This window comes from Pseudomonas sp. 14P_8.1_Bac3 (assembly GCF_025466085.1).
In the GTDB taxonomy this organism is placed as follows: domain Bacteria; phylum Pseudomonadota; class Gammaproteobacteria; order Pseudomonadales; family Pseudomonadaceae; genus Aquipseudomonas.
On record NZ_JANLOD010000032.1, the window covers coordinates 96,982 to 121,181 of the forward strand.

19 protein-coding genes, 3 tRNA genes and 1 pseudogene are annotated in these 24,200 nt (G+C 61.3%); 22 read left to right on the plus strand and 1 reads right to left on the minus strand.

Annotation, left to right across the window (positions count from 1 at the left end; genetic code table 11):
- The first annotated feature begins 25 nt into the window (after window positions 1-25).
- From leuC to NTD84_RS09880, 7 genes are all read left to right on the plus strand, one after another.
- Window positions 26-1,444, plus strand: a complete 1,419-nt coding sequence (gene leuC / locus NTD84_RS09850) for a 3-isopropylmalate dehydratase large subunit (protein ID WP_262164949.1) — start codon at window positions 26-28, stop codon at window positions 1,442-1,444.
- Window positions 1,445-1,454: 10 nt separating this feature from the next.
- Window positions 1,455-2,099 (plus strand): 3-isopropylmalate dehydratase small subunit, encoded by a 645-nt coding sequence (leuD, locus tag NTD84_RS09855; protein ID WP_262164950.1) that lies wholly within the window; start codon window positions 1,455-1,457, stop codon window positions 2,097-2,099.
- Window positions 2,100-2,255: 156 nt separating this feature from the next.
- Window positions 2,256-3,023: a class I SAM-dependent methyltransferase gene (locus NTD84_RS09860; protein ID WP_262164951.1), complete on the plus strand. Its 768-nt coding sequence runs from the start codon at window positions 2,256-2,258 to the stop codon at window positions 3,021-3,023.
- A 65-nt stretch (window positions 3,024-3,088) separates the two neighbouring features.
- On the plus strand, window positions 3,089-4,171 hold the full coding sequence (gene leuB, locus NTD84_RS09865; protein ID WP_262164952.1) for a 3-isopropylmalate dehydrogenase: 1,083 nt from the start codon (window positions 3,089-3,091) through the stop codon (window positions 4,169-4,171).
- Between the two features lie 69 nt (window positions 4,172-4,240).
- A complete protein-coding gene (gene asd, locus NTD84_RS09870) occupies window positions 4,241-5,353 on the plus strand; it encodes an aspartate-semialdehyde dehydrogenase (protein WP_262164953.1) in 1,113 nt (370 codons plus the stop codon).
- Between the two features lie 239 nt (window positions 5,354-5,592).
- A complete protein-coding gene (locus tag NTD84_RS09875) occupies window positions 5,593-6,603 on the plus strand; it encodes an aspartate-semialdehyde dehydrogenase (protein ID WP_262164954.1) in 1,011 nt (336 codons plus the stop codon).
- A 207-nt stretch (window positions 6,604-6,810) separates the two neighbouring features.
- Entirely contained in the window at window positions 6,811-9,438 is a 2,628-nt protein-coding gene (locus tag NTD84_RS09880; RefSeq protein WP_262164955.1) for a FimV/HubP family polar landmark protein, read from the plus strand.
- 79 nt (window positions 9,439-9,517) lie between these two features.
- Here the strand turns inward: NTD84_RS09880 and NTD84_RS09885 are convergent.
- Window positions 9,518-10,161: pseudogene (locus tag NTD84_RS09885) on the minus strand (M24 family metallopeptidase).
- 186 nt (window positions 10,162-10,347) lie between these two features.
- Here NTD84_RS09885 and truA point away from each other — a divergent pair.
- The 15 genes from truA (at window position 10,348) to NTD84_RS09960 (ending at window position 23,991) form a co-directional block, all read left to right on the plus strand.
- Window positions 10,348-11,172 (plus strand): tRNA pseudouridine(38-40) synthase TruA, encoded by an 825-nt coding sequence (gene truA / locus NTD84_RS09890; protein WP_262165023.1) that lies wholly within the window; start codon window positions 10,348-10,350, stop codon window positions 11,170-11,172.
- Window positions 11,173-11,235: 63 nt separating this feature from the next.
- A complete protein-coding gene (locus NTD84_RS09895) occupies window positions 11,236-11,859 on the plus strand; it encodes a phosphoribosylanthranilate isomerase (protein ID WP_262164956.1) in 624 nt (207 codons plus the stop codon).
- A gap of 209 nt (window positions 11,860-12,068) precedes the next feature.
- Window positions 12,069-12,989, plus strand: coding sequence for an acetyl-CoA carboxylase, carboxyltransferase subunit beta (gene accD, locus NTD84_RS09900; RefSeq protein ID WP_262164957.1), 921 nt, complete (start codon window positions 12,069-12,071; stop codon window positions 12,987-12,989).
- Window positions 12,986-14,293, plus strand: a complete 1,308-nt coding sequence (folC, locus tag NTD84_RS09905) for a bifunctional tetrahydrofolate synthase/dihydrofolate synthase (RefSeq protein WP_262164958.1) — start codon at window positions 12,986-12,988, stop codon at window positions 14,291-14,293. Before accD ends, folC begins: the two co-directional genes overlap by 4 nt.
- Window positions 14,277-14,936, plus strand: coding sequence for an SPOR domain-containing protein (locus NTD84_RS09910; protein WP_262164959.1), 660 nt, complete (start codon window positions 14,277-14,279; stop codon window positions 14,934-14,936). The genes folC and NTD84_RS09910 overlap by 17 nt, the downstream gene beginning before the upstream one ends.
- Window positions 14,937-15,035: 99 nt before the next feature.
- Complete coding sequence (locus NTD84_RS09915; RefSeq protein WP_017337640.1) at window positions 15,036-15,596, plus strand: CvpA family protein; 561 nt, start codon at window positions 15,036-15,038, stop codon at window positions 15,594-15,596.
- Between the two features lie 41 nt (window positions 15,597-15,637).
- Entirely contained in the window at window positions 15,638-17,143 is a 1,506-nt protein-coding gene (purF, locus tag NTD84_RS09920; RefSeq protein WP_046026886.1) for an amidophosphoribosyltransferase, read from the plus strand.
- Between the two features lie 64 nt (window positions 17,144-17,207).
- A complete protein-coding gene (locus NTD84_RS09925; protein ID WP_262164960.1) occupies window positions 17,208-18,419 on the plus strand; it encodes an O-succinylhomoserine sulfhydrylase in 1,212 nt (403 codons plus the stop codon).
- Complete coding sequence (locus NTD84_RS09930) at window positions 18,416-19,192, plus strand: SDR family oxidoreductase (protein WP_262164961.1); 777 nt, start codon at window positions 18,416-18,418, stop codon at window positions 19,190-19,192. The genes NTD84_RS09925 and NTD84_RS09930 overlap by 4 nt, the downstream gene beginning before the upstream one ends.
- A 227-nt stretch (window positions 19,193-19,419) precedes the next feature.
- A tRNA-Val gene (locus tag NTD84_RS09935) sits at window positions 19,420-19,495 on the plus strand.
- Between the two features lie 54 nt (window positions 19,496-19,549).
- A tRNA-Asp gene (locus tag NTD84_RS09940) sits at window positions 19,550-19,626 on the plus strand.
- Between the two features lie 92 nt (window positions 19,627-19,718).
- Window positions 19,719-19,795 (plus strand) — tRNA-Asp (locus NTD84_RS09945).
- Window positions 19,796-20,055: 260 nt separating this feature from the next.
- Entirely contained in the window at window positions 20,056-20,565 is a 510-nt protein-coding gene (locus NTD84_RS09950; RefSeq protein ID WP_262164962.1) for a sigma-70 family RNA polymerase sigma factor, read from the plus strand.
- A complete protein-coding gene (locus tag NTD84_RS09955; RefSeq protein WP_262164963.1) occupies window positions 20,562-21,506 on the plus strand; it encodes a FecR domain-containing protein in 945 nt (314 codons plus the stop codon). Before NTD84_RS09950 ends, NTD84_RS09955 begins: the two co-directional genes overlap by 4 nt.
- Window positions 21,507-21,573: 67 nt before the next feature.
- Window positions 21,574-23,991: a TonB-dependent receptor gene (locus tag NTD84_RS09960; RefSeq protein WP_262164964.1), complete on the plus strand. Its 2,418-nt coding sequence runs from the start codon at window positions 21,574-21,576 to the stop codon at window positions 23,989-23,991.
- The last annotated feature ends 209 nt before the right edge of the window (window positions 23,992-24,200 follow it).

The following is a 24,200-nucleotide window of genomic DNA, read 5'->3' on the forward strand; positions in this document are numbered from 1 at the left end:
AAACAAGCTGATGAGGAACCGTCTGATGGCCGGCAAAACGCTCTACGACAAGCTCTGGGATTCGCACTTGGTTAAACAGCGCGACGATGGCTCGGCGCTGATCTATATCGATCGTCACATCATCCACGAAGTGACGTCGCCGCAAGCCTTTGAAGGCCTGCGCCTGGCCGGGCGCAAGCCTTGGCGCATCGATGCCAACATCGCGACCCCGGACCACAACGTACCGACCACCCCGGAGCGCAAGGGCGGCATCGAAGCCATTGCCGACCAGGTCTCGCGTTTGCAAGTCCAGACCCTCGACGACAACTGCGATGAATATGGCATCGTCGAATTCAAGATGAATGATGTGCGTCAAGGCATCGTCCACGTTATCGGTCCGGAGCAGGGTGCGACCTTGCCGGGCATGACCGTGGTCTGTGGCGACTCCCACACCTCGACCCACGGCGCATTCGGCGCCCTGGCTCACGGTATCGGCACTTCCGAGGTCGAGCACGTGCTCGCCACCCAGTGCCTGGTCGCGAAGAAAATGAAGAACATGCTGGTCCTGGTCGAGGGCAAGCTGCCGTTCGGCGTGACCGCCAAGGACATCGTCCTCGCCGTGATCGGCAAGATCGGCACCGCCGGCGGTAACGGCCATGCCATCGAATTCGCCGGTAGCGCGATTCGTGATCTGTCGGTCGAAGGCCGCATGACCATCTGCAACATGTCCATCGAGGCCGGCGCTCGCGTGGGTCTGGTGGCGGCCGACGAAAAGACCGTGGCCTATGTGAAGGGCCGCCCATTCGCCCCGAAAGGCGCGGAATGGGACTTGGCCGTCGAAGCCTGGAAAGACCTGGTATCCGATACCGATGCCGTGTTCGACACCGTCGTTGAACTCGACGCCACTCAGATCAAGCCGCAAGTCAGCTGGGGCACCTCGCCCGAGATGGTACTGGCCGTTGATCAAAACGTACCGGACCCTGCCAAGGAAGCCGATCTGGTCAAGCGCGGTTCCATCGAGCGCGCCCTGAAATACATGGGGTTGACCGCCAATCAGGCGATCACCGATATCCAGCTGGACCGTGTTTTCATCGGTTCCTGCACCAACTCGCGGATCGAGGATTTGCGCGCTGCAGCGGTCATCGCCAAGGGTCGCAAAGTGGCCTCGACCATCAAGCAGGCGATCGTGGTGCCGGGTTCGGGCCTGGTGAAAGCGCAGGCCGAATCCGAAGGCCTGGACAAGATTTTCCTCGAAGCCGGTTTTGAATGGCGTGAACCGGGTTGCTCGATGTGCCTGGCGATGAACCCGGACCGCCTGGAGTCGGGTGAGCATTGCGCCTCGACGTCCAACCGTAACTTTGAAGGCCGTCAGGGCGCCGGTGGTCGTACCCACCTCGTGAGCCCGGCCATGGCCGCCGCCGCGGCGGTAAACGGTCGTTTCGTCGACGTCCGTGAATTGATCTGAGGAGCGCAGCATGAAAGCTTTTACCCAGCACACCGGTCTTGTCGCGCCTTTGGATCGTGCCAACGTCGACACCGACCAGATCATTCCGAAGCAGTTCCTGAAGTCGATCAAGCGCACCGGTTTCGGCCCCAACCTGTTCGATGAATGGCGTTATCTGGATGTAGGCCAGCCGTACCAGGACAACTCCAAGCGCCCGCTGAACAAGGATTTCGTCCTCAACGCAGAGCGTTATCAAGGCGCCAGTGTATTGCTGGCTCGCGAGAACTTCGGTTGCGGCTCCAGCCGTGAACACGCGCCGTGGGCGCTGGAAGAGTACGGTTTCCGCAGCATCATCGCGCCGAGCTATGCCGACATCTTCTTCAACAACAGCTTCAAGAACGGCTTGCTGCCGATCATCCTGAGCGACGCCGAAGTGGATGAGCTGTTCCAGCAGGTTGAAGCAAATCCGGGTTATCAGTTGCAGGTCGACCTGCAAGCCCAGACCGTGACCCGTCCGGACGGCAAAGTGTTGAAGTTCGAGATCGATGCATTCCGCAAGCATTGCCTGCTCAACGGCCTGGACGACATCGGCCTGACCTTGCAGGACCACGAGGCGATTGCGACGTTTGAAGGCAAGCATCGGGCGAGCCAGCCGTGGTTGTTTCGCGATGCGTGATTGATCCGAGATTGATGTAGGCCACTCCGGCCTCATCGCTAGCAGGCTAGCTCCCACAGGATTTGTGGTATGTCCTAGATCCAATGTGGGAGCTAGCCTGCTAGCGATGGCGGCAGTAAAGACACCGCAAGACTCACCCCAAAAAGGAAGTCCCCCATGACCAGCACCGCCCAGCACAGTCAGGTAGTCCAGAAGCAATTCGGTGAACAGGCCTCGGCCTACCTGAGCAGCGCCGTTCACGCTCAAGGCACCGAATTCGCGCTGCTACAGGCCGAACTGGCGGGGCAGGGCGAGGCCCGGGTGCTGGACCTCGGTTGCGGCGCCGGTCACGTGAGTTTTCACGTGGCGTCGCTGGTCAAGGAAGTGGTGGCATACGACCTGTCCCAGCAGATGCTCGACGTGGTCGCCGCGGCAGCCGTCGACCGTGGCCTGAGCAACGTGTCCACGGTCAACGGTGCCGCTGAGCGCCTGCCGTTCGCCGATGGCGAATTCGATTTCGTCTTCAGCCGTTATTCGGCGCACCATTGGACCGATCTCGGGCTGGCCCTGCGCGAAGTGCGTCGGGTGCTGAAGCCGGGTGGCGTGGCGGCGTTCATCGACGTGTTGTCGCCGGGCAGCCCACTGTTCGACACTTACCTGCAGAGCGTCGAAGTGCTGCGCGACACCAGCCATGTGCGCGATTATTCCGCCGGAGAATGGTTGCGCCAGGTCAGCGAGGCGGGGTTGCATACCCGCAGCACCACGCGTCAACGCCTGCGCCTGGAGTACAACTCCTGGGTCGAGCGCATGCGTACACCACAGGTGATGCGCGCGGCGATCCGCGAGTTGCAGCAGTCGATGGGCAACGAAGTGCGCGAGTATTTCGAGATTGAGGCCGATGGCTCGTTCAGTACCGATGTGCTGGTGCTGTGGGCAGAGCGATAAGCGCGGCACGATAGATTTTTTCCCGGCGCGCCCCAGTGCGCGCCGACTGATGACATGAGGAAAGCATGAGCAAGCAGATTCTGATTCTCCCGGGTGACGGTATTGGTCCGGAAATCATGGCCGAAGCGGTCAAGGTGCTGGAACTGGCCAACGACAAGTACAGCCTGGGCTTCGAGCTGAGCCACGACGTGATCGGCGGCGCGGCCATCGACAAGCATGGCGTGCCACTGGCCGACGAAACCCTGGAACGTGCCCGCGCCGCCGACGCCGTGCTGCTGGGCGCCGTGGGTGGCCCGAAATGGGACGCCATCGAGCGTGATATCCGCCCTGAGCGCGGTCTGCTGAAGATTCGTGCGCAACTGGGCCTGTTCGGCAACCTGCGCTCGGCGATCCTCTACCCGCAACTGGCGGAGGCTTCGAGCCTGAAGCCGGAAATCGTCGCCGGCCTGGACATCCTGATCGTTCGTGAACTGACCGGCGGTATCTACTTCGGCGCCCCACGTGGCACCCGTACCCTGGAAAACGGCGAGCGGCAGTCCTACGACACCCTGCCATACAGCGAAAGCGAAATCCGCCGTATCGCCCGTGTCGGTTTCGACATGGCCATGGTCCGTGGCAAGAAGCTCTGCTCGGTGGACAAGGCCAACGTATTGGCGTCCAGCCAGCTGTGGCGTGAAATTGTCGAGGAGGTGGCCAAGGATTACCCGCAGGTCGAACTGAGCCACATGTACGTCGACAACGCCGCGATGCAACTGGTGCGTGCGCCGAAGCAATTCGACGTGATTGTCACCGACAACATGTTTGGCGACATTCTTTCCGACCAGGCGTCGATGCTCACCGGTTCCATCGGCATGCTGCCGTCGGCATCATTGGACACGAACAACAAGGGCATGTACGAGCCGTGCCACGGGTCGGCACCGGACATCGCCGGCCAGGGCATTGCCAACCCGTTGGCAACCATTTTGTCGGTGTCGATGATGCTGCGTTACAGCTTCAACCAGTCGGGCGCGGCGGACGCAATCGAGAAGGCCGTGAGCGTCGTTCTGGACCAGGGCCTGCGTACGGGCGACATCTGGTCGACCGGTTGCACTAAAGTCGGTACGCAGGAAATGGGTGACGCAGTAGTCGCCGCGCTGCGGAATCTGTAATCTCTCGGGCCCGCTGCCACTTTCACCCCCGGAAGCAGCGGCCCACTTTTCAAAGAAGGTGTAGTTGCGATGAAACGTGTAGGTCTGATCGGTTGGCGCGGTATGGTCGGTTCCGTGCTCATGCAGCGGATGCTGGAAGAGCAGGATTTCGATCTTATCGAGCCGGTGTTTTTCACCACTTCGAATGTCGGTGGCCAAGGCCCGTCCGTGGGCAAGGACATTGCTCCGCTCAAGGACGCTTACAGCATTGAAGAGCTGAAAACACTCGACGTGATCCTGACCTGCCAGGGTGGCGACTACACCAGCGAAGTGTTCCCGAAGCTGCGCGAAGCCGGCTGGCAGGGTTACTGGATCGACGCCGCTTCCAGCCTGCGCATGCAGGATGACGCGGTGATCGTGCTGGACCCGGTGAACCGCAAGGTCATCGACCAGCAGCTCGACGCGGGCACCAAGAACTACATCGGTGGTAACTGCACCGTCAGCCTGATGCTGATGGGCCTGGGCGGTCTGTTCGAAGCCGGTCTGGTCGAGTGGATGAGCGCCATGACCTATCAGGCGGCCTCCGGTGCCGGCGCGCAGAACATGCGTGAACTGATCAAGCAGATGGGCGCGACCCACGCCGCTGTCGCCGATCAACTGGCCGACCCGGCCAGCGCTATCCTCGACATCGACCGCCGCGTGGCTGAAGCGATGCGCAGCGACGCGTACCCGACCGAAAATTTCGGCGTACCGCTGGCCGGCAGCCTGATCCCGTGGATCGACAAGGAACTACCAAACGGCCAGAGCCGCGAAGAGTGGAAAGCCCAGGCCGAGACCAACAAGATCCTCGGTCGCTTCAAGAGCCCGATCCCGGTCGACGGCATCTGCGTACGCATCGGCGCCATGCGTTGCCACAGCCAGGCGCTGACCATCAAGTTGAACAAGGACGTGCCGATGGCCGACATCGAAGGGCTGATCAGCCAGCACAACCCATGGGTGAAGCTGGTGCCGAACAGTCGCGATGCCAGCATTCAGGAGCTGAGTCCGAACAAGGTCACCGGCACCCTGAACATCCCGGTGGGTCGTCTGCGCAAGCTGAACATGGGTTCGCAGTTCCTTGGTGCCTTCACCGTCGGCGACCAGCTGCTGTGGGGGGCGGCCGAACCGCTGCGTCGTATGCTGCGGATTCTGCTTGAGCGTTGATCGATTGAGCTGTTGAAAGAACCCGTGCCTTGAAAGAGGTGCGGGTTTTTTTATGGAGCAGTGTCGTCGGTCCCGGCGCCATCGCGAGCAGGCTCGCTCCTACAGGGGAGTGCATTTCAATGTGGGAGCGAGCCTGCTCGCGATGGGGCCGTCACAGACCCCGCAAACCCCGACATAATTGCCTGCATGCCACCCACCCGGTAAAGTGCCGCTCCCCCCGTTTCGCCAGAGGTAGAACCATGAGCCAGTCCTTTGATATTGCCGTGATCGGCGCCACCGGAACTGTCGGCGAAACGCTCGTGCAGATCCTGGAAGAACGCGACTTTCCGGTCGGCAACCTGCACCTGCTGGCCAGCAGCGAATCCACCGGGCATTCAGTGCCGTTCCGCGGCAAGAACGTGCGGGTGCGCGAAGTCGACGAGTTCGACTTCAGCCAGGTGCAACTGGCGTTTTTCGCCGCAGGCCCGGCGGTGACCTTGAGTTTTGCCTCGCGCGCCGTGGCTGCCGGTTGCTCGCTGATCGATCTGTCTGGCGCCTTGCCCGTCGATCAGGCACCGCAGGTGGTGCCGGAAGCCAATGCCCAGGTGTTGGCCGGCCTGAAGAAGCCGTTCCAGGTCAGCAGCCCAAGCCCGTCGGCCACCACCCTGGCCGTGGTTCTCGCGCCGTTGCTCGGTTTGCTCGATTTGCAACGCGTCAACGTCACCGCCAGCCTGGCCGTTTCTGCCCAAGGTCGCGAGGCGGTCACCGAGCTGGCCCGGCAGACCGCCGAGCTGTTGAACGTCCGTCCGCTGGAGCCGACTTTCTTCGATCGGCAAATGGCGTTCAACCTGCTGGCGCAAGTCGGCAAGCCGGACGATCAAGGGCATACCCTGCTGGAAAAACGCCTGGTGCGTGAACTGCGCCAGATCATGGCGTTGCCTTTATTAAAGATTTCCGTCACTTGCATTCAAGCCCCGGTGTTTTTTGGCGATAGCTTTAGCGTGAGCCTGCAATCTGCCAGCGCGGTAGACCTGGCGAAAATCAACCAGGCGCTGGAAGACGCGCCGGGTATCGAGTTGGTCGAGGCGGGCGATTACCCGACACCGGTCGGCGACGCGGTTGGGCAGGATGTGGTCTATGTCGGTCGGGTTCGCGCCGGGATCGACGACCCGTCGGAACTTAATTTGTGGCTGACGTCAGATAACGTACGCAAGGGCGCGGCGCTCAACGCTGTGCAGGTGGCTGAATTGTTGATAAAAGACCTACTGTAAAAGATACTTGGCGACAATTTGCAGAATGATTCTAGCCAGGCGCTATGCTTGGCCAGATTGCTGAAGGCGAGCCACCCTGGGGGGCTTTCCGGGGCATGAGAGAAATGATCGCGCGCGACGACCCTTCGTCGTTGCGCGCAATGCCTTACGGCAGCGACTATCAACACCTTCTCGCTGGCCGAGGAATGTTCAACAAAGGATGAGGCTATGGTTCAAGTTCGCAAACTGGTGTTAGCAATAGCGGCCGCATCGGCGCTGTCCTCCGGTATGGCGCAGGCGCTCGGGCTCGGGGAATTGACCCTGAAGTCGGCGCTGAACCAGCCTTTGGTGGCGGAAATCGAGTTGCTCGACGTCAAGGATCTCACCGCGGCCGAAGTGGTGCCGAGCCTGGCGTCGCCGGAAGATTTCGCCAAGGCCGGTGTCGACCGCCAGGCGTTTCTCAACGACCTGAGCTTCACCCCGGTGCTCAATGCCAACGGTAAAAGCATCCTGCGCGTGACCTCCAGCAAGCCGCTGTCCGAACCGATGGTGAAGTTCCTGGTTCAAGTGATGTGGCCGAACGGGCGCCTGCTGCGCGATTACAGTGTGCTGCTCGATCCGTCCAAATTCTCGCCACAAACCGCTGAAGCCGCTGCGCAACCGGCGCCGACGCAGTCGGGCGCTACGCCGGTGACCGGCGCTACCAAGCCGAATGAATACACCACCACGCCGCGCGACACGCTGTGGGAAATTGCCGCGAAGGCGCGCAACGGCGGTTCGATCCAGCAAACCATGCTGGCCATCCAGGCGTTGAACCCGGATGCGTTCATCAATGGCAACATCAACTTGCTGAAAACCGGTCAGGTGCTGCGTCTGCCGGATCAGACGCAGGCCACCAGCACGCCGCAACCCAAGGCCATCGCTGAAGTCGCTGCGCAGAACACCGCGTGGCGTCAGGGCCGTCGCTATGTCGCCAAGCCCGGGACCGGGCAGCAACAACTCGATGCCACCAAGCGTGCCAGCCGCGAGGCTGCGCCCGTGCAGCCTGCCCAGGACAAGCTTAGCCTGGTGTCGGCCGGGTCCGGAAAGGCCGGTAAAGGTGCCGCAGGCGACGCGAAGAATTTAAACAACAAGCTGGCAGTGACCAAGGAAAGCCTCGACACGACGCGTCGTGACAACGCTGAACTGAAAAGCCGCATGACCGATCTGCAGAGCCAGATGGACAAGCTGCAGAAGCTGATCGAGTTGAAAAATAACCAACTGGCCAAGTTGCAGGCTGCAGGGGCGGAGGGTGCGGCAGAGACGCCGGTTGCTCCGGCTGAGCCGGCGGCTCCGGCCATCTCGGCGGAGTTGACGCCGAGCCCGGCGCCCGCGCCAGCACCCGTCGAAGCTGCACCGGCAACGCCTGCCCCTGTAGCGGCGACCCCGGAAGCTACGCCGGCTCCGGCCGAGACGCCTTCCGAGCCAGCACCGGCTGCGTCCGACGATCAAAAATTCAATGACTTGCTGACCAATCCGGTGCTCTTGGGTCTGGTCGGCGGTGGCGTGGTCATCCTGCTGTTGCTGCTGCTGTTGCTGGCCCGTCGCCGCAAAGCCCAGCAGGAAGCCGAAAAGCACTTGCGCATGGCCCGTGCGTTATCCGAGGAGCAGGAATTTTCTGTCGAGCGCGACCTGCCGGACAACAGCTTCGAAGGCCTGGACGTTCAGCCGCCAAGCGTGAATCTGGCCCCCGCGCCGGCCCCTGCGCCAACCCCGGCTCCAGTGATCGCGCCCGTGGTGGTCACACCGCCGATCGCCGCGCCATTGGTGGCCCCTGCCGCTGATCGTGATGACGATGTACTGGAGAAGGCGCAGTCGCACGTGGCTGCCGGCCGCCTGAACCAGGCCGCTGCGTTGCTGGAAGACGGCATCAAGCAAGAGCCGCAACGCAGTGATCTGCGTCTGAAATTGATGGAAGTCTACGGTCAGCAAGGCGATCGCGATGCCTTCGTGGGCCAGGAGCGTCAGCTCGTGGCCAACGGTGAAAACTTCGCCCGTGTCGAAGCGCTGAAAAGTCGCTTCCCGGCCATGGCGGTGGTGGCGGTCGGTGGCCTGGCCGCTGCGGCCATGGCTGCCGAGCTGGACGCGCAGTACGTCAAGGACCTGTTGCTGGATGAACCGCAAGCGCCGGAAGCAGAGTTGACAGATGCCGATTTCGACAGCGCGTTCGACTTGAGCCTGGATGATTTGGAAGCGGCATCGCCAACCGCGGTAACACCTGCGCCAACGCCAGAATCCTTGGCGGAACTGGACGAGTTCCCGCTGGATGACGACCTGAGCTTTGAGTCGGTGCTCAAGCAGCAGACCGACATCAAGGAAAACCTCGACGACCTGTCGGACTTCGACCTGGACATGGACCTCGGTGCCGAGCCGTCACCGGCGACGCTGGCCGAAGACGATTTCCTGCTGAGCCTGGACGACGACGTCAAGGACGCGCCTGCTGCCAATGTGCCGGAGGTGGTGCCGGACGATCTCGAGTTGCCGGCCGATTTCGATCTGTCACTGGCCGATGAAATGGATGCGCCGGATGCTTTCGCGGCTGAGTTGGACGACGTCAATGCCGAACTGGACCGTCTGTCCCAGAGCATCAACGAGCCGACCTTTACCGCTGAGGATGCGTTGGCTTCCTCGGCGGACGAGCCGGAATTCGATTTCCTCTCTGGCACCGATGAAGTCGCCACCAAGCTCGATCTGGCCCAGGCCTACATCGACATGGGCGACGCTGTCGGCGCTCGGGACATCCTCAATGAGGTGGTGACCGAAGGTGACGACGGTCAGAAGAGCGAAGCCAAGGAGATGCTGTCGCGTCTGGCTTGAGTGATCGGCAAGGTATGAACAAAACGGCAGCCTTTCGAGGCTGCCGTTTTTGTTTGAATCATGGTCTGAAGCGCCTTGGTCAAGCCAGCAAATCCTCATAAAACGCACCAAACGGGCGGGTAGGGTGGGCGATCTGGATTTCCAGAATCCACAACCCGACATTTGGACATTCCTCGAAGTTACCCAGATCCCCCGCGCGATAGATGGCATGGGGGAAATCACTGACCCGGTGCCCCTTGATCTCCAGGTTCAGCTTCCAGCCCATGGCGGTTGCCTGCTCGTCGGCGTAACGGTACAGCTCCGGGCCCGCCACCTGATGAGTTCGCCAGTAATCGTGAACCTGATCGAACAAGGTTTTGGCCGCCGTCGCGCAGGCTTTCATCTCCGGATCACTGCCGACCACGAACGTCGCGCCCGAGTCGCCCTCATGGCGATCCCAGACCACGCCCAAATCGATAAAGAAAATGTCGTTCTCGGCCAGCACCGGATCGCCTTCGGAATGCTGCTTGAAGGTTTTCAAGGTGTTTTCGCCGAAGCGAATCTTCGATGGATGCCCAGCTCGGTCAGCACTTCAAGGCTCATGGTCAGCGCTTCGGACTCGCGTATGCCGGGTTTGATGCGTCGGGCCATTTCTTCGATGGCTTCCCACGTTTTACGTTTGGCGTGCAGCATGCCTTCCAGGCTGTACGCCTGGCCGACGGCTTCTTTGAGTGTCGCGGTCATCATCAGGTCTCGGTGGTTTGTGTTTTCGTTGTGTATTTATCTATATAGCGAAATCTGCACGGGCCCTGCAATGCTACAAAATCCACGCGCCGCTGGTGTCCCGGTACGACGGCCTTATAATGCCCGCCTTTGCGTATATCAGCAGGTTGTCACTCCTTGGCAAATATAGATAACCCGGCTGCCGAAATGGTGGCCGACGGCTTTTTCCGCATCGCCCTGGGCGTCGAGTACAAAGGCTCGCGCTATCGTGGCTGGCAGCGTCAGGCCTCCGGTGTACTCACGGTGCAGGAAACCCTGGAAAACGCCTTGTCCAAAGTCGCTGACTCGCCAGTGTCGCTGCTTTGCGCCGGGCGCACGGACGCGGGTGTGCACGCGTGTGGCCAGGTGGTGCATTTCGATACGCAGGTCGAGCGCTCGATGAAAGCCTGGGTCATGGGCGCCAATATCAACTTGCCCCACGACGTCAGCGTCAGTTGGGCCAAGGTCATGCCGGGGCATTTTCATGCGCGGTTCAAGGCCATCGCCCGGCGTTATCGCTACGTGATCTACAACGATCAGATCCGTCCGGCGCACCTGAACGAAGAAATTACCTGGAATCACCGTCCACTTGACGTCGAGCGCATGGCCGAGGCGGCGCAGTACCTGGTCGGCATCCACGATTTCAGTGCTTTTCGCGCCGGCCAGTGTCAGGCCAAGTCGCCGATAAAGGAGTTGCACCACCTGCGGGTCACTCGCCACGGCAAGATGATCGTGCTGGACATCCGCGCCAGCGCTTTCCTGCACCACATGGTGCGTAACATTGCTGGCGTATTGATGACCATCGGTGCTGGCGAACGCCCGGTGGAGTGGATGAAGGAAGTGCTGGAGAGCCGTATTCGCCGTTCCGGCGGGGTGACAGCGCATCCGTTTGGCCTGTATCTGGTGCAAGTCGAGTACCGTGACGAATTTGAATTGCCTGAGCGTTACATTGGTCCACACTTCCTCACCGGTTTCACCGAACTTGACGGCTGACGCCCTCGAACGCATTTGTTACCATCCGGGACTTTCCCGTATTTGCCCTGAGGTTTTATCGACATGTCGGCCGTTCGCAGCAAGATTTGCGGGATTACCCGCATAGAAGATGCGTTGGCGGCGGTTGAAGCCGGGGCGGACGCCATCGGGTTTGTGTTCTACGCCAAGAGCCCGCGGGCCGTGACGTTCCAGCAGGCGCGCGACATCATCAAGGCGTTGCCGCCGTTCGTGACCACCGTGGGCTTGTTCGTCAACGCCAGCCGTTGCGAACTGGGCGAACTGCTCGACGCTGTCCCCTTGGACCTGTTGCAGTTTCATGGCGATGAAGCCGCTGTGGACTGTGAGGGCTGGCATCGACCTTATATCAAGGCGCTGCGGGTCAAGGCCGGCGACGACATTGCTGCGGCCTGCAATGCGTTTCCAGGTGCCAGCGGGATTCTGCTCGACGCTTACGTTGAAGGCCTGCATGGCGGAACCGGCGAAGCGTTCGACTGGTCTCTGATACCGCAAGGCTTGAGCAAGCCGATCATCCTTGCGGGCGGCTTGACGCCGGACAACGTCGCCGAGGCGATCGCCCGGGTCCGGCCTTATGCCGTGGACGTTAGTGGCGGGGTAGAAGCAAGCAAAGGCATCAAGGATCACGCAAAGATTCAGGCATTCATTAACGCGGTACGCAGCGCCACGTAGCTGATGTGACGGCTGGCGAACTGCCGCCGTCCCAAAATGCACTGCGCTGCACAAAGCAGGCACGGCTGAGGATCGATGGGTTGTACGCAGGTCACGCTTCACTGACCCGGCCATCCAGCGATCATCGCCACACCTATGAATTTAGCTCAAGGGCATACGCGGGGCTGCGAACCAGAGCGTTCGGGCCGCCGGTACTGGAGAAAGAAAGCATGAGCAACTGGTTAGTAGACAAACTGATCCCTTCGATCATGCGTTCCGAGGTCAAGAAGAGCTCGGTGCCTGAAGGTCTGTGGCACAAATGCCCGTCTTGCGAGGCTGTGCTGTATCGTCCGGAGCTGGAAAAGACCCTGGACGTTTGCCCCAAGTGCAACCATCACATGCGTATTGGCGCCCGCGCCCGTATCGATATTTTCCTTGACGCCGAAGGCCGTAACGAGCTGGGTGCGGACCTGGAGCCGGTCGACCGTCTGAAGTTTCGCGACGGCAAGAAGTACAAAGACCGCCTGACCGCTGCGCAAAAGCAGACCGGCGAAAAAGACGCACTGATCTCCATGAGCGGCACCTTGCTGGGCATGCCGGTGGTGGTCTCGGCGTTCGAATTTTCCTTCATGGGCGGTTCCATGGGCGCCATCGTCGGTGAGCGTTTTGTTCGCGCCGCCAACTACGCTCTCGAGAACAAATGCCCGATGATCTGCTTCGCTGCTTCCGGCGGTGCGCGGATGCAGGAAGCCCTGATTTCCCTGATGCAAATGGCCAAGACCTCCGCGGTGCTGGCGCGTCTGCGTGAAGAAGGCATTCCGTTCATTTCCGTACTGACCGATCCGGTCTACGGCGGCGTTTCCGCCAGCCTGGCAATGCTCGGCGACGTGATCGTCGGCGAGCCGAAAGCCCTGATCGGCTTTGCCGGTCCGCGGGTGATCGAACAGACCGTTCGCGAAAAACTGCCGGAAGGCTTCCAGCGCAGCGAGTTCCTGCTCGAACACGGTGCGATCGACATGATCATTCACCGTCAGGAACTGCGTCCGCGCCTGGGCAACCTGCTGGCCCAATTGATGGGGTTGCCAACGCCGAAGTTCGTCGCCGCACCTATCGAGCCGATCGTGGTTCCGCCGGTGCCAGCCAACCTATGACTGAACGTACCCTTGGCGAGTGGCTCGCCTACCTTGAGCAGTTGCACCCTTCGGCCATCGACATGGGCCTTGAGCGCTCGCAACGGGTAGCGTCCCGCATGGGATTGGGCAAGCCGGCGCCTAGGGTGATCACGGTCACCGGCACCAATGGCAAGGGTTCCACCTGCGCGTTCGTGGCTTCGTTGCTGCGGGCGCAGGGGCTGAAAGTTGGTGTCTACAATTCTCCGCACCTGCTGCGTTACAACGAGCGGGTGCAGGTCAACGGCGTCGAAGCGACTGATGCCGAGCTGTGCGAAGCCTTTGTTGCTGTAGAGGCGGGGCGTGGCGACACCTCCCTGACGTATTTCGAGATGGGCACCCTGGCGGCGTTCTGGCTGTTTCAACGGTCCGGGCTTGATGCCGTGGTGCTCGAAGTCGGTCTTGGCGGGCGTCTGGACACGGTCAACGTGGTGGATGCCGACATGGCGCTGGTGACCAGCATCGGCGTCGATCACGCGGATTATCTGGGCGACACTCGCGAGTCCGTGGCCTACGAAAAAGCCGGCATCTTCCGCCACGGCGCCCCCGCGCTGTGTGGCGATCTGAACCCTCCTCAACCTCTGCTGGATAAAGCGCGCGAGCTGGCTTGCCCGTTTTTCCTGCGCGGCCGCGATTTCGACCTTGGCGTCACCGATCACGATTGGCAGTGGCGGGGTGTCGATGCTCATGGGCGTGCGGTCGAGCTGCATGACCTGCCGTTGCTCGACCTGCCGATGGAAAACGCCGCGCTGGCATTGCAGGCGTACCTGCTGCTCGGGTTGCCTTGGGCGGATGCGCAGATCATCGAGGCCCTAAAAGCCACGCGAGTGGTCGGGCGTCTGGATCGCCGTCAGTTCGACTGGCAGGGCAAGCACCTGAACCTGTTACTGGATGTCGGGCACAACCCTCACGCCGCCGAGTATCTGGCCCGCCGTCTGGCAAGCCGACCGCCGGCCGGAAAGCGCCTGGCGGTGTTCGGGTTGCTGGCAGACAAGGATCTGGATGGTGTTGTCGGCGAATTGAATGCTAGTGTCCAGCACTGGGCCGTTGCGCCGCTGGATTCACCGCGGGCGCGGCCGGTCGCTGATTTGCACGGGGCGCTACAGAACCTTGGCGCTTCGGTATCGTCCTATGACTGCGTGGCTGCCGCCCTGGAAGGGCAGTGCGCGCTGGCGACGAGCGACGACGAGATTCTATTGTTCGGATCATTTTATTGTGTCGCCGAGGCCCTTGAATGGCTGGCCCGGCGCTCCACGGAGGAAGCGGCAAATGGCATTGCTGGATAAGGCTTACAAACAGCGCATGGTGGGCGCCCTGGTGCTGGTGGCGCTGGCAGTGATTTTCCTGCCGATGCTGTTTTCCCGTCAGGATGAGCAGCGTCAGGTCACGGTCGAGGCGCCAGCCGCACCGCAAGCGCCTTCGGTGCCGCAAGTGCAGGTTGAGCCGGTGGTCGTGCCTGAGCCGCAAGCTTTGCCACAGGAGCCGGTGCCGAGCGATGACGACATTGCCCAGCAGGAAGAGCCGTCGATGCCGACTGCGCCGGCTGTACCTGTCGCACCTGCGCCTGCCGCCAAACTGGTCACGCCGCCTCCAATTCCGGTCAATAAGCCAACGACCGCGCCGAGCCAGCCGATCACCGCTGCACCGGGCAAGCCGGACACGACGCAAAGTCGCGTCGATGCCAATGGCCTGTCGGTCAGCTGGTCGGTGCAACTGGCCAGCCTGTCGAGCCGGGCCGGCGCGGAAAACCTGCAGAAAACCCTGCGCAGCCAGGGTTACAACGCCTATATCCGCACGGCCGATGGCAAGAATCGGGTGTTCGTCGGACCGCTGATCGAGCGTGCGGAAGCCGATCGTCTGCGTGACTTGCTCAACCGTCAACAGAACCTCAAGGGTTTTGTGGTGCGTTTCCAGCCAGAGCGCGGTTAAAGACTATCGCCCCGATTTGAAATGCACTGACAATCGCAGCTTACCGATAAGCATGGGCTCTGCTAAAATGCGCCGCCTTATCCGTCTGTAGGCTGCACTGTGCCATTTACCTGGGTTGACTGGGCGATCGTTGCAATCATCGCCATCTCCGCATTGATCAGTCTGAGCCGCGGCTTCGTCAAAGAAGCATTATCGCTGGTGACCTGGATCATCGCAGGAGTCGTCGCCTGGATGTTCGGTGGTGCATTGTCCGAGTACCTCGCCGGATACATCGAAACACCTTCGGCTCGCGTGATCGCGGGCTGCGCAATAATGTTTGTCGCCACGTTAATCGTAGGCGCAATGATCAATTATCTTATCGGCGAATTGGTTCGCGTCACCGGCCTGTCCGGGACCGATCGATTCCTCGGCATGGCCTTCGGCGCCGCGCGTGGCGTGTTGCTGGTGGTCGTGGCAGTCGGGCTGTTGAGCCTGGGGCCGGTACAGCAGGACGGGTGGTGGCAGCAGTCGCAACTCGTGCCAAAATTTCTATTGGTCGCAGACTGGTCCAAAAACCTGATCCTTGGGTGGAGCAGTCAGTGGCTTGCCAGCGGTATCAGCGTACCCGCTGAAATACCGTTCAAGGAGCACCTCTTGCCGACGGCCAAAACGCCTCAGTGAGTGGTGTTCAGTTCAGATCCATTAAGTAGGGGTTGCGTCGCATGTGTGGCATCGTCGGTATCGTCGGTAAGTCGAACGTCAATCAGGCGCTGTATGACGCGCTAACCGTCCTCCAGCACCGCGGCCAGGACGCTGCCGGTATCGTAACCAGCCATGACGGCCGGTTATTCCTGCGCAAGGACAACGGTCTTGTGCGTGACGTGTTCCATCAGCGTCACATGCAGCGCCTGGTCGGCCACATGGGCATTGGCCATGTGCGTTACCCGACCGCAGGCAGCTCGACCTCGGCCGAAGCTCAACCGTTCTACGTCAACTCGCCTTATGGCATCACCCTGGCGCACAACGGCAACCTGACCAACGTTGAACAGCTGGCCAAGGAGATTTACGAATCTGACCTGCGCCACGTCAACACCAACTCCGATTCGGAAGTGCTGCTCAACGTGTTCGCGCACGAACTGGCCCAGCGCGGCAAGTTGCAGCCGACCGAGGAAGACGTGTTCGCCGCCGTGACTGACGTGCATAACCGTTGCGTCGGTGGTTATGCGGTCGTAGCGATGGTGACCGGCTACGGCATCGTCGGTTTCCGCGATCCGCACGGTATCCGCCCGATCGTCTTCGGTCAGCGTCACACCGACGAAGGCGTCGAGTACATGATCGCCTCCGAAAGCGTGTCCCTGGACGTGCTCGGTTTTACCCTGATTCGCGATCTGGCGCCGGGCGAAGCGGTGTATATCACTGAAGACGGCAAGCTGCACACCCGTCAGTGCGCGACCAACCCGTCCCTGACCCCGTGCATCTTCGAACACGTCTACCTGGCGCGTCCGGACTCGATCATCGACGGCGTGTCGGTCTACAAGGCCCGTCTGCGCATGGGTGAAAAGCTCGCCGAGAAGATTCTGCGCGAGCGTCCCGAGCACGATATCGACGTGGTCATCCCGATTCCGGACACCAGCCGAACGGCGGCGCTGGAGCTGGCGAACCACCTGGGCGTCAAGTTCCGCGAAGGCTTCGTAAAGAACCGCTACATCGGTCGTACCTTCATCATGCCGGGCCAGGCTGCGCGGAAAAAATCCGTACGGCAGAAACTCAACGCCATCGAACTGGAATTCCGCGGCAAGAACGTGATGCTGGTGGATGATTCCATCGTTCGCGGCACCACGTGCAAGCAGATCATCCAGATGGCCCGCGAAGCCGGCGCGAAAAACGTCTACTTCTGCTCGGCGGCACCGGCTGTTCGCTACCCGAACGTCTACGGCATCGACATGCCGAGCGCCCACGAACTGATCGCGCATAACCGTTCGACCCAGGACGTGGCTGATCTGATCGGCGCAGACTGGCTGATCTATCAGGACTTGCCTGACTTGATCGAAGCGGTCGGTGGCGGCAAGATCAAGATCGACAAGTTCGATTGCGCGGTGTTCGACGGCCAGTACGTGACTGGCGATGTCGACGAGGCCTACCTGAACAAGATCGAGCAGGCACGCAACGACGCCTCGAAGGTCAAGACGCAGGCGGTCAGCGCGATCATCGATCTGTATAACAACTGAGTTTCTACCGGCCCTGAGGGGCCGGTTTTGTATCTACCAGAAGATCAAGGCAAGGAGTGACAGCATGAGTCAGGATTGGGATGCCGGTCGGCTGGACAGCGACCTCGAAGGCGTAGCGTTCGATACCCTGGCCGTACGCGCCGGTCAGCACCGCACGCCGGAAGGCGAACACGGTGATCCGATGTTCTTCACTTCCAGCTACGTATTCCGTACCGCCGCCGACGCGGCCGCACGCTTTGCCGGGGAAGTGCCGGGCAACGTTTACTCGCGGTACACCAACCCCACCGTACGTGCGTTCGAAGAGCGCATCGCCGCGCTGGAAAGCGCCGAACAAGCCGTGGCCACCGCCACCGGCATGGCCGCAATCATGGCGGTGGTGATGAGCCTGTGCAGTGCCGGCGACCATGTACTGGTTTCGCGCAGCGTATTCGGCTCGACCATCAGCCTGTTTGAGAAGTACTTCAAGCGCTTCGGCATTGAAGTGGATTACGTGGCCTTGGCGGATCTGTCCGGCTGGGACGCGGCGATCAAGGCCAACACCAAATTGCTGTTCGTCGAGTCGCCGTCCAATCCACTGGCGGAGCTGGTGGATATCGCCGAGCTGGCGAAAATCGCTCACGCCAAAGGCGCGATGCTGGTAGTCGACAACTGCTTCTGTACGCCGGCGCTGCAGCAGCCCCTGAAGATGGGCGCGGACATCGTCGTGCACTCGGCGACCAAGTTTATCGATGGCCAGGGCCGTTGCATGGGCGGCGTTGTGGCCGGTCGCAGCGAGCAGATGAAGGAAGTGGTTGGTTTCCTGCGCACTGCCGGGCCAACCTTGAGCCCGTTCAATGCCTGGATCTTCCTCAAGGGTCTGGAGACGCTGAGCCTGCGCATGAAGGCGCATTGCGCCAATGCCCAGCAACTGGCCGAGTGGCTGGAGCAGCAGGACGGCATCGAGAAAGTCTATTACGCCGGCCTCAAAAGCCATCCGCAGCATGAACTGGCCCAGCGCCAGCAGAAAGGTTTTGGCGCGGTGGTCAGTTTCGAGGTCAAGGGCGGCAAAGAGGGCGCGTGGCGCTTTATCGATGCGACCCGATTGATTTCGATCACCGCCAACCTCGGCGACAGCAAGACCACCATCACTCATCCGAGCACCACGTCCCACGGCCGTCTGGCGCCGCAGGAGCGTGAAGCGGCAGGCATCCGCGACAGCCTGATCCGGATTGCGGTCGGCCTGGAAGATGTGGGTGACCTGCAAGCGGATCTGGCACGCGGGCTGGCTGCCTTGTGATCGAGTTGTCCACGCCGACGGCCGGTTCCAATGGCCGTGTTGCCCTGGTGACCGGTGCCGCGCGCGGTATCGGTCTGGGCATCGCCGCCTGGCTGATCAGCGAAGGCTGGCAGGTGGTACTGACGGACCTGGATCGGGAGCGCGGCTCGAAGGTGGCGAAAGTGCTGGGCGATAACGCCTGGTTTATCGCCATGGACGTGTCGAACGAAGCGCAGGTGGCGCTAGGCGTCGCCGAGGTGCTGGGGCAGTTCGGGCGTCTGGATGCGCTGGTATGCAACGCGGCAGTGGCTGATCCGCACAACATCACCCTGGAAAGCCTTGATCTGGCGTACTGGAATCGGGTGCTGGCGGTCAATCTAAGCGGGCCGATGCTGTTGGCCAAGCACTGTGCGCCGTACCTGCGCGCTCACAGCGGGGCGATCGTCAACCTGGCCTCGACCCGTGCGGGACAGTCAGAGCCCGACACGGAGGCCTACGCGGCGAGCAAGGGTGGTCTGCTGGCCCTGACCCATGCACTGGCGATCAGCCTCGGGCCGGAAATTCGCGTCAACGCGGTCAGTCCTGGCTGGATCGATGCCCGGGACCCGGCGGTACGGCGCGCCGAACCGCTCTCGGAAGCCGACCATGCGCAACATCCGGCGGGCAGGGTAGGGACGGTAGAGGACGTGGCGGCGATGGTGGCCTGGCTATTGTCGAAGAATGCGGGTTTCGTCACCGGCCAGGAGTTCGTGGTCGATGGCGGCATGACCAAGAAGATGATTTACAGCGAGTGAACTGGGTTGTCCTGAGGATTGAGGTTGACTGGCCCCGCCTTCGCGAACGGGCTCGCGCCCACGTTAAAATGCACTCCCCTGTGGAAGCGCGCCTGTTCGCGAAGGCGATCCGACAGTCGCTGACTTCATCAGTAATGACGCCATTTTGTCTTTTTCAGAAAAACTTCAAGCGGGCTATTGACTTAGCTTCGGCAGGTGCGTAAATTTCGCGGCCTCAGAGAAGCAAAGGGTGATTAGCTCAGCTGGGAGAGCGTCTGCCTTACAAGCAGAATGTCGGCGGTTCGATCCCGTCATCACCCACCACTTCTTGAGAGTCTTGCGAAAGCAAGATGGAAGCTGAAAAGCCTCCACCGACGCGCAGCGGTAGTTCAGTCGGTTAGAATACCGGCCTGTCACGCCGGGGGTCGCGGGTTCGAGTCCCGTCCGCTGCGCCATATTTTACGAATCGGAGTCATCCGGTTCGCGATTGAAGAGCACCGAAGCCTTCGATCAAACGAGTTACCTGGACGCAAGTCCATAGCGATACGCAGCGGTAGTTCAGTCGGTTAGAATACCGGCCTGTCACGCCGGGGGTCGCGGGTTCGAGTCCCGTCCGCTGCGCCATATCTGCCTCAAGGCCCACTGAACGCCTTGGAGCTACGAAGAAAGCTGCTGGTCATGCCAGTATCTGATTCGAGTCGATAGCAAAGACCCTGGTCGAAAGACCGGGGTTTTTTGTGTCTGAAATTTGGCTTCTACGCCTCTCCAACCTTTCCCAAAACTACTTTCTGCGTGGTTGTTGCACAAAGGACTTGGTTCACGGCTCCGACATTAATTAGAATCACTCTCATTTACGATAACTCCTTGGCGCAGGGCTTCTTGAGATGAGTGATGCAGCGATGCCGAAGGAGCAAACCCTTCACGACCTGTACCGCGATCACCGTGGCTGGCTGGAAGGCTGGTTAAGCAGGCGTCTGGGAAATGGCTGTGATGCGGCGGACCTGAGCCAGGATACGTTCCTTCGCGTGCTCGCCAGCTCCCAGCGGATCGCCGATCTACAAGAGCCCCGTGCCTATCTGCTGACCGTGGGCAAACGCCTGCTGAGTAATTTTTACCAGCGTCGCAGCCTCGAACACGCCTACTTGGCCGCGCTGGCGTCGATGCCCGAAGCGTGTGCGCCATCCCCCGAACAGCGCTGGCTGCTGCTGGAAACCCTGCAAGCGCTGGACGAGCTGCTTGATGGATTGCCGAAGGCGGTGCGCAGGGCGTTTCTGTGGAGTCAGCTCGAAGGCTTGAATTATCAGCAGATCGCCGAACGTCTGCAGGTGTCCGAGCGCACGGTCAAACGCTACATGGCACAAGCCTACGAGCATTGTCTGTTGGTGGACCTGTGAACAGTCAGGCGTCCGATACCCGTCAGGCCGTTCGTGCGGCTGCGCAATGGCTTGCGTTGCTGGAGTCGGGCGGCGCCAATGAGCAGGACCACGCCAATTTGCAGCGCTGGCGCGATACGTGTGCCAGTCACGAGCAGGCCTGGCAGAAGGCACAAGCCCTGCGCCAGCGTTTCGCCGATCTGCCGTCGGCGTTGGCGTTGAGCAGCCTGGACCGTCCCGATCCAGGTCGGCGCAAGCTACTGAAACGCGGATTGGGCGCCGTGGCATTGGTCCCGACGGCGTGGTTGATCAGCCGCCAATTGCCCTTGGACGTCTGGCGTGCCGACCTGCACACCGCCACCGGCGAGCGCAAAAAGGTGCTGCTCGCCGACGGCAGTTCGCTGCAGCTCAACACCGCCAGTGCCGTCGATGTCGATGTGCAGGCTCACCGTTTGAAATTGATCGAGGGCGAAATGTCGCTCAAGATGCCAGGAACGGTTCCGCTGACGCTGCAGACCCGATACGGAAATGTGATTGTCAGCCAGAGTGACGTCTGTGTGCGCCAGGGCGCACGGGGTTGCCGGGTGGCGGTGTACACCGGTTCTGTGCAATTGCAGCCCCTGGAGGGGCCGGCGCTGGCGTTGCGCGCTGGTCAACAGGTCAGTCTTCAAGCGGCGGGCGCTGGCGCGATCACCCCATTCGACGCACTGGCGCCGGGTTGGCGGGAAGGAGTGCTGATGGCGAAGAATCAGCCGTTGGGGGATTTTCTGCGCGAGCTCGGTACTTATCGACCGGGCGTCCTGCTCTGGGAGCCGGAGCTGGAAACGCTACGGGTCACCGGCAGTTTCCTGCTCGACGACACCGATCGCGTCCTCGGGCTGCTCGCGGCCAGCCTGCCGCTGGAGGTGCAATTCCGGACCCGTTACTGGGTCACGTTGCTGCCGCGCAAAAATAGTGTGTAACGCGTGTCCCCTTTTTTCGACTCGCCTGTCATTCAAGGCATGTGATCGAATCAAGAGAGCCATTCCAATGCCTGCAGTTTGTTATCCGCGTCCGCCTTCTTCCCGCCTGCGTCCGTTGTTGCACCTGAGCCTGATGCTGGGACTGAGTGCCAATCCATTGTTAATCAATGCCAGTTGGGCCGAAGACAGTGCCCGGCGCAGTTATCAGGTGCCTGCGGGTAGCTTGAGCGACGCGCTGACGCGTTTCGCCGGTCTGGCGGGCGTCAATCTCTCGGTGGATCCGGCGCTGGTGAGCGGTCGCAGCAGCGCCGGTCTTTCCGGCGAGTTCGCGGTTGAGGAGGGCTTTGCCCGGCTCTTGCAGGGTTCCGGTCTGCAACTGCAACCTGTGGGCGAACAGGCTTACATCCTGACCCCGGCGCCGGAAGGCAGCAGCCTGCAACTGGCCCCGACCTCGATTCTCGGCGCCACGGGTGGCGCTGACGGCGAGGTGTATGCCGGCGGCCAGGTCGCGCGTCGCGGATCGCAAGGTTTGCTGGGTTCGAAGGATTTCATGGAAACGCCGTTCAGCATGACGACCTACACCAGCGAGGCGGTCAAGAACCTGCAGGCGCGTACCTTGGGCGAGCTGATCGCCAGCGACCCTTCGGTTCGCGCCACCAACCCCGCGGGTGGGCGTTATGAGCAGTTCACCATTCGCGGGTTCAGCCTGTTCAACAGCGATGTCGCCTACAACGGACTCTACGGCGTCCTGCCGACCTACACGATCGATATGGAAATGGCTGATCGCGTCGACATCATTAAAGGCCCCACCCAGCTTATCAACGGCATCTCGCCGCGGGGCAGCGTGGGTGGTGGCATTAACGTTGTGCCCAAGCGCGCGACCGACAAGCCCATCACCTCGTTCACCGGTAACTACGCGTCCGACAGCCAGGTCGGCGGTGCCGTGGATGTCGGTCGGCGCTTCGGTGAAGACAACAAGTTCGGCCTGCGTTTCAACGGCGTGAAGCAGTCCGGCGACACCGAATGGGATCATCAGAATGTCGACCGCGAGATGGCCGTGCTGGGTCTGGATTTTCGCGGTGAACGCCTGCGGCTCTCGACAGACATCGGGCACACCGAGCGTGATACCGATGCGCCGCAGGAGCGCGTGCAGGTCGGGCCCAACGCCCAGGTTCCGCGTGCCGGCGACGTGCGCCACAACTATGCGCAACCCTGGAGCAAGGCGAGCACCAACGACACGTTCGGCACGGTAAACGGCGAATTCGATGTCAGCGATTCGGTCATGCTGTACGGCGGAGTGGGGGCACGCAAAAGCAATCACGATTTCCTCCGGCACGCCGTTGCGGTCACCAATGACAGGGGCGATTTCAGCGTTCAACCGCGCGACTTTACCCGTGACGAAAATGTCCGCACGGCCACAGCCGGGGTGCGTAACTGGTTCCACACCGGGCCGGTGAGCCATGAAGTCAATCTGGCAGCCAGCTATTTCTACATGGACTTCGAAAACGGCGGCGCGCGCTATGCGTCGGCCAACAGCAATCTCTATAACCCTGTGGAAACCCGCACGCCGGTAACACCGACCCGGCTCGATTCCAAGGTTTACACGGAGCAACGCTTCAGCGGCGTGGCGTTGTCCGACACCCTGGGTTTCTTCGATGATCGCCTGCTGCTGACCCTTGGGGCTCGCTGGCAGCGGGTGAAAGTCGACGACTGGACCGACAACGTCAAAGGCGACACCGGCTACGACGAGGAGAGGGTTTCGCCCTCGGGCGGCATCCTGTTCAAGGCGACCGACAAGCTGTCGCTGTACGCCAACTACATGGAAGGTTTGAGCCAGGGCAAGATCGCGCCATCGACGTCGGTGAACGAAGACGAGATCTTCCCGCCGTTCATCAGCCGACAGGTCGAGGTCGGCGCCAAGTATGACGCTGGTGCGTTTGCGGTGACGGCCGCAGTATTCCGGATCAAGCAGCCAGCCTACGAGACCAACGCCACGACGCGGGTCTTCGGCCCGAACGGCAAGCGCCAGAACGACGGGGTGGAGCTGAGTGTGTTCGGCGAACCGCTCAAAGGGTTCCGCCTGCTTGGCGGCGTCATGTACATCGACAGCGAGTTGACCCACACCACCAATGGCACCTTCGACGGCAACCGCGCGCCGGCCACGCCGAAGTACAACGTCAACCTCGGCGCCGAGTGGGACGTGCCGACCGTTCAGGGTTTGACCCTGACCAGCCGCGGCATCTATTCCAGCTCGCAGTATCTGGACCAGTCCAACCAGAAGGACATCGATTCCTGGGAGCGTCTGGACGTAGGTGCTCGCTACGCGTTCAAGGTCGAGGACAAGAACATCACCCTGCGCGCCAACATCGAAAACGTTGCGGACAAACGCTACTGGAGTTCGGCCGGGGCTTCGGATGACAGCGAGCCTGGATTGACGCTGTCGACGCCGCGCACCTATCTGCTTTCAGCGACCGTGGACTTTTGACCGTATCTTGTTGACTGATCTGGCGCCTTCGCGGGCAAGCCCGCTCCTACTGAGTTCTGTGCGACTGCATGAATTGAGTGTGCAATAACAAGCCTGTGGGAGCAGGCTTGCCCGCGAAGAGGGCATCGGCCACGCCGCATGCCTTCAGCCATACCAACACCCTGGACCGCTGCCGGTAGCTGGATGTGCAACCTGCGCCGCTCGGATTG

Excerpts from the sequence above, each read along its gene's own strand:
- leuC (WP_262164949.1), top strand. The coding sequence starts at position 26 with ATGGCCGGCAAAACGCTCTACGACAAGCTCTGGGATTCGCACTTGGTT.
- leuD (WP_262164950.1), top strand. The coding sequence starts at position 1,455 with ATGAAAGCTTTTACCCAGCACACCGGTCTTGTCGCGCCTTTGGATCGT.
- NTD84_RS09860 (WP_262164951.1), top strand. The coding sequence starts at position 2,256 with ATGACCAGCACCGCCCAGCACAGTCAGGTAGTCCAGAAGCAATTCGGT.
- leuB (WP_262164952.1), top strand. The coding sequence starts at position 3,089 with ATGAGCAAGCAGATTCTGATTCTCCCGGGTGACGGTATTGGTCCGGAA.
- asd (WP_262164953.1), top strand. The coding sequence starts at position 4,241 with ATGAAACGTGTAGGTCTGATCGGTTGGCGCGGTATGGTCGGTTCCGTG.
- NTD84_RS09875 (WP_262164954.1), top strand. The coding sequence starts at position 5,593 with ATGAGCCAGTCCTTTGATATTGCCGTGATCGGCGCCACCGGAACTGTC.
- NTD84_RS09880 (WP_262164955.1), top strand. The coding sequence starts at position 6,811 with ATGGTTCAAGTTCGCAAACTGGTGTTAGCAATAGCGGCCGCATCGGCG.
- truA (WP_262165023.1), top strand. The coding sequence starts at position 10,348 with ATGGTGGCCGACGGCTTTTTCCGCATCGCCCTGGGCGTCGAGTACAAA.
- NTD84_RS09895 (WP_262164956.1), top strand. The coding sequence starts at position 11,236 with ATGTCGGCCGTTCGCAGCAAGATTTGCGGGATTACCCGCATAGAAGAT.
- accD (WP_262164957.1), top strand. The coding sequence starts at position 12,069 with ATGAGCAACTGGTTAGTAGACAAACTGATCCCTTCGATCATGCGTTCC.
- folC (WP_262164958.1), top strand. The coding sequence starts at position 12,986 with ATGACTGAACGTACCCTTGGCGAGTGGCTCGCCTACCTTGAGCAGTTG.
- NTD84_RS09910 (WP_262164959.1), top strand. The coding sequence starts at position 14,277 with ATGGCATTGCTGGATAAGGCTTACAAACAGCGCATGGTGGGCGCCCTG.
- purF (WP_046026886.1), top strand. The coding sequence starts at position 15,638 with ATGTGTGGCATCGTCGGTATCGTCGGTAAGTCGAACGTCAATCAGGCG.
- NTD84_RS09925 (WP_262164960.1), top strand. The coding sequence starts at position 17,208 with ATGAGTCAGGATTGGGATGCCGGTCGGCTGGACAGCGACCTCGAAGGC.
- NTD84_RS09950 (WP_262164962.1), top strand. The coding sequence starts at position 20,056 with ATGAGTGATGCAGCGATGCCGAAGGAGCAAACCCTTCACGACCTGTAC.
- NTD84_RS09960 (WP_262164964.1), top strand. The coding sequence starts at position 21,574 with ATGCCTGCAGTTTGTTATCCGCGTCCGCCTTCTTCCCGCCTGCGTCCG.